Origin of the sequence: Enterococcus rivorum, from assembly GCF_001742285.1 — a bacterium.
Taxonomy (GTDB): domain Bacteria; phylum Bacillota; class Bacilli; order Lactobacillales; family Enterococcaceae; genus Enterococcus_L; species Enterococcus_L rivorum.
Genome location: NZ_MIEK01000060.1, coordinates 1 through 7,740, shown reverse-complemented (window position 1 = coordinate 7,740; position 7,740 = coordinate 1). Strand labels below are relative to the sequence as shown.

Genomic DNA, 7,740 nt, shown 5'->3' with positions numbered 1-7,740 from the left:
CTTCAACAACTAATTTTTTTAAGTCATAATCATATTTAGCCACTATAAAAAGCCCCCTAAGCTAGATTTTTTGGTCTAACTTAGGGGGCGCACTACATTAGTTCATCTCTTTATTTTTTCACAACAATGCTAAATAACTACAATTTTATTAGTGAGTTACAGTTTACTAGTCAAGGTCTATCTTCTCGATTCCCGTCGAGTGGTAGAGTGTCTTTTTTATTTTATGAATTTTTACTCCATTCAAACTAAAATTCTTTTAATATCCCAAAGATTCTAATAATTCTAATCCCATTTCTCTACATTTTCCCCATTCCAAAGATTTTTTACAGCTTCATCCGTCCATAAGCTCTTATCCTTATTCATTTCTTCCAAAAAAGAGTTTATTGTTTCCCCTAAATTTAACTGTTCTTCCGTTATCCAGCCGTTTTCAAATAAAATTTTCATTCTTTCCATATCAATATTGGAAAAATCAGAAGCTAATTCGTCTGATAAAACAGCATGTTTATATTTCTCTTTTTGAATTTTAAAATTACTAGAAAAAAGCTGCAAATTTTTAATAAGTAAATCATGAATAGCTATTAAATCATCTACATTATTATAATTGTTCATTAAATATTTCCTCCCTAGTCAATTTCATATCTGCCGTCCATATAAATTCTAACTGTTGGTTTATTCGGTTGTGATATCTTATAATAAGGAACTTTTCCAGGGTGATACTAGATATATCTTGAATCTCCACTAGTTCCTTTGAGAGGATTCATACTAAATCCTCTGCCTTCTTCATAGGGAATACCTTCACTTCCACCTTTTTTCAGAGGCGTTGTCGCCCATCCTTCTCTTTTTACAAAATCAGCAACATCTGCAGGATTAAAGTTAATTAAAGAGCTAGGAGTATCCATTAGTTCACCTATTGAACTAACGGGATTCTTCCGCTGAACATTTCCAGCACCGTATTTATCCTTAAAATAATTATTCCAATCTTGCCCAGATACAGGATTCTCTACGCCAAAATCTGTTTTATGCGGTTTAGCCCCACTGGTTTTCTTCCCACAGTTATCCATAGCTTTAAATGTGTAATACGCCTGTCCAACCTCGGTGGCACTTTCTGTTAGTCCTGCATAAAGAAACTGAAACTTCTCCCACCCTTTCAGTGGTTGTCCCTGTATGGAGGGGTTCCCTACTCGAGCTGAAAGGATGTATTTGATATACTAAAAAACGGTATCAGTAGTTAATCACTTACCAATACCATTTTATCACTTCATATTTTTTCAGTTAAGTCACTTTACAAAGAATACGCCTAACTTTTGTTAGCTACTGGCAACTTGATTAGTGAGTGTGTTCTTACTAGTCAAGGCTCTATTTTCTCGATTCCAGTCGAGTGATAAAGTGCCTTTTTTTATTTTGATACCTCTTACTTTAATTTCTTTTTTTCATCATCCAACCATTTTTTATGGTCGGAAATAACTTTAGATAAGTGTTCCTCAGTATAAAATTCTTGAGGGGTTAATTTATTTTCCACGCCTTGATATTGATAAGGCATATCTAATGGAGACTTCAAATCAAGCCAGAACTCACTAATTTCTAACAAAGCATTTACATGGTCTTTATCTGAGATTTTATTCAATAGATTATTAACTAGAATCCATCTCCATCTAAAATAAGATATCAAATCTTTTCCATCATAATCCTCAATCAAATCTAGAAGCTTATATATTTCGTTTTCATCATATGGTGAAAATAGACTTCCAAGCTCCCATACGTACGAATTGGTTTCATTTTCAGTTTTAGATAAATAATCTAAGGTGTATTTCATTACAAATTCATTATCAAGTATACCTTGTAAATAAAATTCGTTGTCTGAATAACCAAATCTACCGATTTTAAGCTCATTCCACGAAAAAGGAATATTATTTTTTTTAAATTCATCTATACAATTCATTATTTTATTGGCACTCCATTCAATTCTGGATTTCTGACAAACATTCTGTGTGTAACTTTTCCGTCTTGGATTATCCATTCAAAGCGTCCCATAACACCATTTTGACTTCCCTGAATTTGATATAATTTAGCATTACCTAAATCTGAAACTTCTGCTAAACCAGCATAATTATCAATAATATCAGAAAAACCATGTGCTTTTGGAACATTAGGAAATTCATCTATGATAATTTGAGTTTGTTTTGTAGGTGGTTTTCCTGTTAATGGGTCAATATCATAAACAGAACCTTTCCCTTTAACTGGTTTAATATCATCAACCTTCAATCCACTTCCAGATCTGGGAGCTTCTAAAACAGGATTGGTGATTTCCTCTAATACTTTTTGATTACCTCCACTGGCTTTCTTACCCCAGTTCTCCATAGCTTTAAATGTGTAATATGCCTGTCCAACTTCTGTTGCACCGCCCGCCATTCCTGCATAAAGAAACTGAAACTTCTCCCACCCTTTCAAAGGTTGTCCTGTGTGAGGGTTTTTCCCCACTCGAGCTGAAAGAATATATTTGATATACTAAAAAACGGTATCAGTAGTTAGTCACTTACCAATACCATTTTATCACTTCATATTTTTTCAGTTAAGTCACTTTACAAAGTATACACCTAACTTTTGTTAGCTACTGGCAACTTGATTAGTGAGTTTACTTCTTACTATCAAGGCTCAATCACTTGATTACCAGTCTTGTGATTGAGTGACTTTTTTATTTAGTTTTCAATGTAACTTTCAGCATCATCAATAAAAAATGTTAATTTCAAATCAGGATACTTTTTATCAAGTTCTCTTAAACAAGAAATAAATTTCCTGCTTTGTAATTTTTCGGAAACATCATCAAAAACCGAACTAATTAATAACACATCTTCTTTAGAACAGTTTTTCAAATAATTGATAGTTTCATCTTCACTTATGGATAAAATATTGGTCAAATTTGCCCAACTTTTTTCAAGTCCAAAATCATCTTCTTCATTTATACTTCTTCGTTCCTCTAAATTTTCTTTAATTTGATTAGATATATTCATAATTTTTCTCCCAATTAAATAATTATTTATGGTTGTTTTGTACCATCTGGAAAAATAGTTCCAATTTTTCCATCAGTTTTTATTACACCAACTCGTACACCATTATAATCTCCAAAAATAACTTCACCATTTTTAGCACTTGAAAAGTTTGGTTGGCTAGCAATCTGTTGTCCTGCAGTCTCTATATCTTTACCTGTCCAATTTTCTGGAAACCATGATTGCCCTGTTCCAGTACGTTTAGATGGTGTTTTATGGTGTGGTACATTTCCAGTTCTAACACCATTAGGATAAGTTTTTTCAATATTTACTTCAAATCCATTTTCTTTTAAGAAATCAATGTTAGTTTGTCCATGTCCGCCACCTTTCATTTTAGACACTTTTCCTGTAGAAGGATTGACAGTAAAATCTCCGACATTTGCATGTTTCAAACTTTGTTCTGGAATTTCAACTTTAGGTACTTTAGCCCGACTGGCTTTCTTACCCCAGTTCTCCATAGCTTTAAATGTGTAATACGCCTGTCCAACCTCGGTGGCACTTTCTGTTAGTCCTGCATAAAGAAACTGAAACTTCTCCCACCCTTTCAAAGGTTGTCCTGTGTGAGGGTTTTTCCCCACTCGAGCTGAAAGAATATATTTGATATACTAAAAAACGGTATCAGTAGTTAGTCACTTACCAATACCATTTTATCACTTCATATTTTTTCAGTTAAGTCACTTTACAAAGTATACACCTAACTTTTGTTAGCTACTGGCAACTTGATTAGTCAGTGTGTTCTTACTAGTCAAGGCTCTATTTTCTCGATTCCAGTCGAGTAGTAGAGTGCCTTTTTTATTTTTTAATAAATATCAATTCTTGAAATATCAGCTTCTATATAATCATTTTGTTTAATATCCTTTGGAATGTTACCATCTGATAAATCTATTTTAAGCTCTCCTATTTGTAGAACTCCATTTTCCACATCTACAAGCTTCCCCTGAATATGATAATTATCATCTTTTTTATCTATTACATATTCTTCATTAAAACTTTTAACAATATTTTTAATGTTAAATCCATAAAGAATATCTGAAAACACATCTCCTTCTGATAAATTACAGTCACTACAAAAGCATTCAATGGAGTATACACCATCTGAAAGTAAAATGTCTGCCTCTCTAGAATCTTCATCTATCCAATTCACTTTTTTTACAATAACCATTTTATATCCCCTCCTATGGTTTTAATCCTAGACTTGGCGCTTTTTTAGCAAGTTCTTTTACAGATTTCAAATGTAAAGTTGTTATATTACCTGTTGTTCTATCTAACCCTACAAATGCATATTTAGCACTTCCTTCACCACCAACAAGCTTTATATAACCGTTCATTTCAGAAACAAATTGTCCTTCTTTAATAACATGATTTGCATCATTTAGATAATCAGTAATTGAATAGTTATTTTTGTTTAAAGCTTGCTTCATTTCTGAACCATGTTTTGAAAAATGAGTTTCAAATTTTTCTACATTACCAAATTCAAGTCCACTGGCTTTCTTACCCCAGTTCTCCATAGCTTTAAATGTGTAATATGCCTGTCCAACTTCTGTTGCACCGCCCGCCATTCCTGCATAAAGAAACTGAAACTTCTCCCACCCTTTCAGTGGTTGTCCCTGTATGGAGGGGTTCCCTACTCGAGCTGAAAGGATGTATTTGATATACTAAAAAACGGTATCAGTAGTTAATCACTTACCAATACCATTTTATCACTTCATATTTTTTCAGTTAAGTCACTTTACAAAGAATACGCCTAACTTTTGTTAGCTACTGGCAACTTGATTAGTGAGTGTGTTCTTACTAGTCAAGGCTCTATTTTCTCGATTCCAGTCGAGTGATAAAGTGCCTTTTTATTTTTATTCACAGTATATTTGCAATCTATCCACTTCTAAAAAAATATACTGTCCTGTTAAATAATTATAATCCTCAAATAAATCACTTGTAATAAAAAAACCGACATCTAAAACATTATCTTCTAATAATTTCCCCCATAACATATATCTAAAATTATCTATATGTTCAATTTTTTTTACTTTCCCACTTTCTTGTTCTTTGATTTCTAAAAAGTCATTAGTAAATATATCTATTTCAGCTTTATATTCTTTTTCTACCTCTAATTTCTGAGGTGATACATTAAAAGCGACTATTTCTTGGCTATTAACCAAAATTTCTACCTCTTCTTCAATGATAGAATCAATTTTACTTACTTTAACTAAATTATCCATTATTTAACCTCTATTCAATTGGGTTGATAACCGGAATGTTACTCCCGTTATTCATCATTTTCCAAAATGTTTTACCACTTTCAACATGATAAGTAGTAATTTCTCCTAAGTTATTTGTTCCTACAAACTCAAATTTAGCATAACTTTTTATTGGAACACCATTAGCATTAGTTAAACTACTATTTTTCATAAATTTAACGTATCCTGTTCTAATTTCACCATTATAGCTATACTGAACTTTTGTCCCATTCTTTATAACATCATTAGCTCCTGATAAATACTCATCAGCGTTAGAAAAAGCCTTTCCAAATTCTCCACCATGCTTTGAAAAATGAGTTTCTAATTTTTCTACATTACCAAATTCAAGTCCACTGGCTTTCTTTGGGCTGAAATATACTTCTAAAATAATGTGTTAGAACATTGTTTTACCAACATTCTAACACAAATTTCTTAGCTTGCTGCTACTGTTTTTAGTACAGGGAGTTCATACACCACTTTTTTCTTCATCATGGCATAGATTACTCGAATTAATTTTCGCATAATGCAGATTAAGGCTTGTATTTTGGTTTTCCCCTCGGATATTTTTTTCTCAAAGTAAGCACGATAAACTGGATTTCTTGCTTCTCCTTTATTCGTGAGATAGATTTGCTGTATCGCTAGGAAATAAAGAGTAGAGTATAAATGTCTGTTTCCTTGGCTTTTATTTTGTACGTCTTTCCCTTTTCCTGCTGAACCAAAATGTAAAGGAGCGACCCCAGCATAATTCGCTAACTTGTGCGGACTGGTGAACCGATGAATATCTCCTACATGGGCTACCAATGCACAGGCTGTCACTGTATTTATCCCTGGTATTGTTTCTAATTGATAGCCTAATTCTGCATACATTTTCTTTTCTAATTGCTCAATGCTTTCAATTTCTCGTAAAATGAATCGAATTTGTTGAGCAATACTTTGTACAAGATAATCACGTTCTTGTTGGTAATCTAAATTTTTAGTTGTTCTTGTGCCACCAAATCAAGGATTTTTCTTGCTCGATTGGTTGAACAAGTATTATGACTTGGTACTCGTAAAAACGCTCCTAATTCTTCATCAGATACATGTTCTAAATGCTTGGAGGACGGGTATCTTTCATAAAAGGCTAATGAGGTTGCACAGGTTAATTCATGAAAGAATGCTTTATAGCTTGGATAAGCAACTTGAAGCTGTTCATGAAATTGACGTGTAAGACCACTTAACCCTTTTATTAGTGCATTTCTTCGATTGACAATATGACGCATTGTCCAATAATAATCTTGTGGATCGGCATCTGGTAATAAGTGCGAACGTCTCATCAATACGGCACTAATACATTGGGCATCCCAACTATCATTTTTCTTCGTACTTGCGTAGCTCATGCGTTCCATAAAGGACAATGACGGATTTACTTCTTTTACTGGGTAATTTTTATCCAAAAGAAATATAGATAAATTTCGTCCGTAATGAGTCACATCTTCCAATCCAAAAATTGGAATCAGTTCTCCTTGCTGTTTTACTACATAATTTTCTAGTTTACGAAATCCTTGTAATGTATTCGTGATTGTAATTTCGCCTAGCTTTTCCTCCAAATAGTTCATCAATACAGCGGTATGTGTGTCTTTGTGTATGTCCATACCGACATACAAATACTTGGTTCTGTCCATTAGTTCTCCTATTCTATTCAATCTAATAGTGGCAATCTCGGTTTGAAGCCTCTACTTACTCAATAGTACGAGTAGCGGGCAAGAAAGCGTCAGCCTATCCATTTTCTTGAATTGGAGAATTTCTTAAATTATGGTATACTCTAATTGTTGAGGTCAGAGTTTAGAATCTAAGAAATTCATTTCTTATTTTTTAGAACTCTGCTTTTTTTGTTTGGTCTTGAATTTGTTTGACGAGGTCAATGCGATTAAGCATAGACACATGAGCGACTAGTTTTTGACTAAAGGAACGACTAAATAATGCTTGTGGTATTAATTGTTCAACGGATTGTAAATCACCTAGTGCATGGCTTTCTTCTAATAATTTAAATCCTTTGAGGATAGACAAGACACCACCTGTTTCTAACCAGTTTTGTGTATCATGTAATGTCGTGGTTTCATTCGTGGCTTTTAGTTTCAATGGTTCTACACTTCCGATAAATCGCTGCCATGGGCGGTACAGTTCTCCTGTTTCCGTGTGAAAAGTCAGACTGGCTTTTAAGAACCCAAATATCAGGCTACCTAAGCTCTTTTGGCTGAATGCTATCTGTTGACACATTTGTGTAGCGTATTCATCTCTAAGCTGTATTTCTGTACGTTTCCAGCTTTTTAAATTGACCATGGATAGTTTTTGTTTTAGCGCTTGTTCTTTATCCTTATCGTAGAAACGAAAACGAACTCTGGATTTTCTAGCTCCAATATATAAAGTTTTCGCTCCATCATTTAGAGAGAACTTACTATCGTGGTAACTATGTGTTTCGCTAA

General features: G+C 33.4%; 13 protein-coding genes. All 13 read right to left on the bottom strand.

The annotated features are described in order from the left end of the window. Positions 1-282: 282 nt before the first annotated feature. Positions 283-609 (bottom strand): hypothetical protein, encoded by a 327-nt coding sequence (locus BCR26_RS15735; RefSeq protein ID WP_084387170.1) that lies wholly within the window; start codon positions 607-609, stop codon positions 283-285. 107 nt (positions 610-716) lie between these two features. Then, on the bottom strand, positions 717-1,061 hold the full coding sequence (locus BCR26_RS15730; RefSeq protein ID WP_069699912.1) for a hypothetical protein: 345 nt from the start codon (positions 1,059-1,061) through the stop codon (positions 717-719). A 350-nt stretch (positions 1,062-1,411) separates the two neighbouring features. Further along, positions 1,412-1,939 carry a DUF2247 family protein gene (locus BCR26_RS15725; RefSeq protein WP_069699911.1) on the bottom strand — a complete coding sequence of 176 codons (528 nt, stop codon included), beginning with the start codon at positions 1,937-1,939 and terminating at the stop codon, positions 1,412-1,414. Next, a complete protein-coding gene (locus BCR26_RS15720) occupies positions 1,939-2,478 on the bottom strand; it encodes a hypothetical protein (protein ID WP_211272314.1) in 540 nt (179 codons plus the stop codon). Before BCR26_RS15720 ends, BCR26_RS15725 begins: the two co-directional genes overlap by 1 nt. Positions 2,479-2,696: 218 nt before the next feature. After that, complete coding sequence (locus BCR26_RS15715; protein WP_069699909.1) at positions 2,697-3,008, bottom strand: hypothetical protein; 312 nt, start codon at positions 3,006-3,008, stop codon at positions 2,697-2,699. 26 nt (positions 3,009-3,034) lie between these two features. Further along, positions 3,035-3,622: an EndoU domain-containing protein gene (locus BCR26_RS15710; protein ID WP_245677002.1), complete on the bottom strand. Its 588-nt coding sequence runs from the start codon at positions 3,620-3,622 to the stop codon at positions 3,035-3,037. 221 nt (positions 3,623-3,843) lie between these two features. Further along, positions 3,844-4,206, bottom strand: coding sequence for a hypothetical protein (locus BCR26_RS15705; RefSeq protein ID WP_069699908.1), 363 nt, complete (start codon positions 4,204-4,206; stop codon positions 3,844-3,846). Between the two features lie 13 nt (positions 4,207-4,219). Further along, entirely contained in the window at positions 4,220-4,603 is a 384-nt protein-coding gene (locus tag BCR26_RS15700) for a hypothetical protein (RefSeq protein ID WP_069699907.1), read from the bottom strand. A 288-nt stretch (positions 4,604-4,891) separates the two neighbouring features. Then, on the bottom strand, positions 4,892-5,260 hold the full coding sequence (locus tag BCR26_RS15695) for a hypothetical protein (RefSeq protein WP_069699906.1): 369 nt from the start codon (positions 5,258-5,260) through the stop codon (positions 4,892-4,894). 10 nt (positions 5,261-5,270) lie between these two features. Then, a complete protein-coding gene (locus BCR26_RS18855; RefSeq protein WP_069699905.1) occupies positions 5,271-5,450 on the bottom strand; it encodes a hypothetical protein in 180 nt (59 codons plus the stop codon). A gap of 260 nt (positions 5,451-5,710) precedes the next feature. Continuing rightward, on the bottom strand, positions 5,711-6,145 hold the full coding sequence (locus BCR26_RS18850; protein WP_209591870.1) for a transposase: 435 nt from the start codon (positions 6,143-6,145) through the stop codon (positions 5,711-5,713). A 98-nt stretch (positions 6,146-6,243) separates the two neighbouring features. Next, positions 6,244-6,939, bottom strand: coding sequence for an IS110 family transposase (locus tag BCR26_RS18845; RefSeq protein ID WP_069699903.1), 696 nt, complete (start codon positions 6,937-6,939; stop codon positions 6,244-6,246). 190 nt (positions 6,940-7,129) lie between these two features. Further along, a partial coding sequence (locus BCR26_RS15675) for a replication initiation factor domain-containing protein (protein WP_139124972.1) occupies positions 7,130-7,740 on the bottom strand: 611 nt, incomplete at its 5' end.

Bases quoted from the DNA above. Each gene is read 5' to 3' on its own strand.
- BCR26_RS15735 (WP_084387170.1), bottom strand. From the start codon at position 609: ATGAACAATTATAATAATGTAGATGATTTAATAGCTATTCATGATTTA.
- BCR26_RS15730 (WP_069699912.1), bottom strand. From the start codon at position 1,061: ATGGATAACTGTGGGAAGAAAACCAGTGGGGCTAAACCGCATAAAACA.
- BCR26_RS15725 (WP_069699911.1), bottom strand. From the start codon at position 1,939: ATGAATTGTATAGATGAATTTAAAAAAAATAATATTCCTTTTTCGTGG.
- BCR26_RS15715 (WP_069699909.1), bottom strand. From the start codon at position 3,008: ATGAATATATCTAATCAAATTAAAGAAAATTTAGAGGAACGAAGAAGT.
- BCR26_RS15705 (WP_069699908.1), bottom strand. From the start codon at position 4,206: ATGGTTATTGTAAAAAAAGTGAATTGGATAGATGAAGATTCTAGAGAG.
- BCR26_RS15700 (WP_069699907.1), bottom strand. From the start codon at position 4,603: ATGGCGGGCGGTGCAACAGAAGTTGGACAGGCATATTACACATTTAAA.
- BCR26_RS15695 (WP_069699906.1), bottom strand. From the start codon at position 5,260: ATGGATAATTTAGTTAAAGTAAGTAAAATTGATTCTATCATTGAAGAA.
- BCR26_RS18855 (WP_069699905.1), bottom strand. From the start codon at position 5,450: ATGAAAAATAGTAGTTTAACTAATGCTAATGGTGTTCCAATAAAAAGT.
- BCR26_RS18850 (WP_209591870.1), bottom strand. From the start codon at position 6,145: ATGTATGCAGAATTAGGCTATCAATTAGAAACAATACCAGGGATAAAT.
- BCR26_RS18845 (WP_069699903.1), bottom strand. From the start codon at position 6,939: ATGGACAGAACCAAGTATTTGTATGTCGGTATGGACATACACAAAGAC.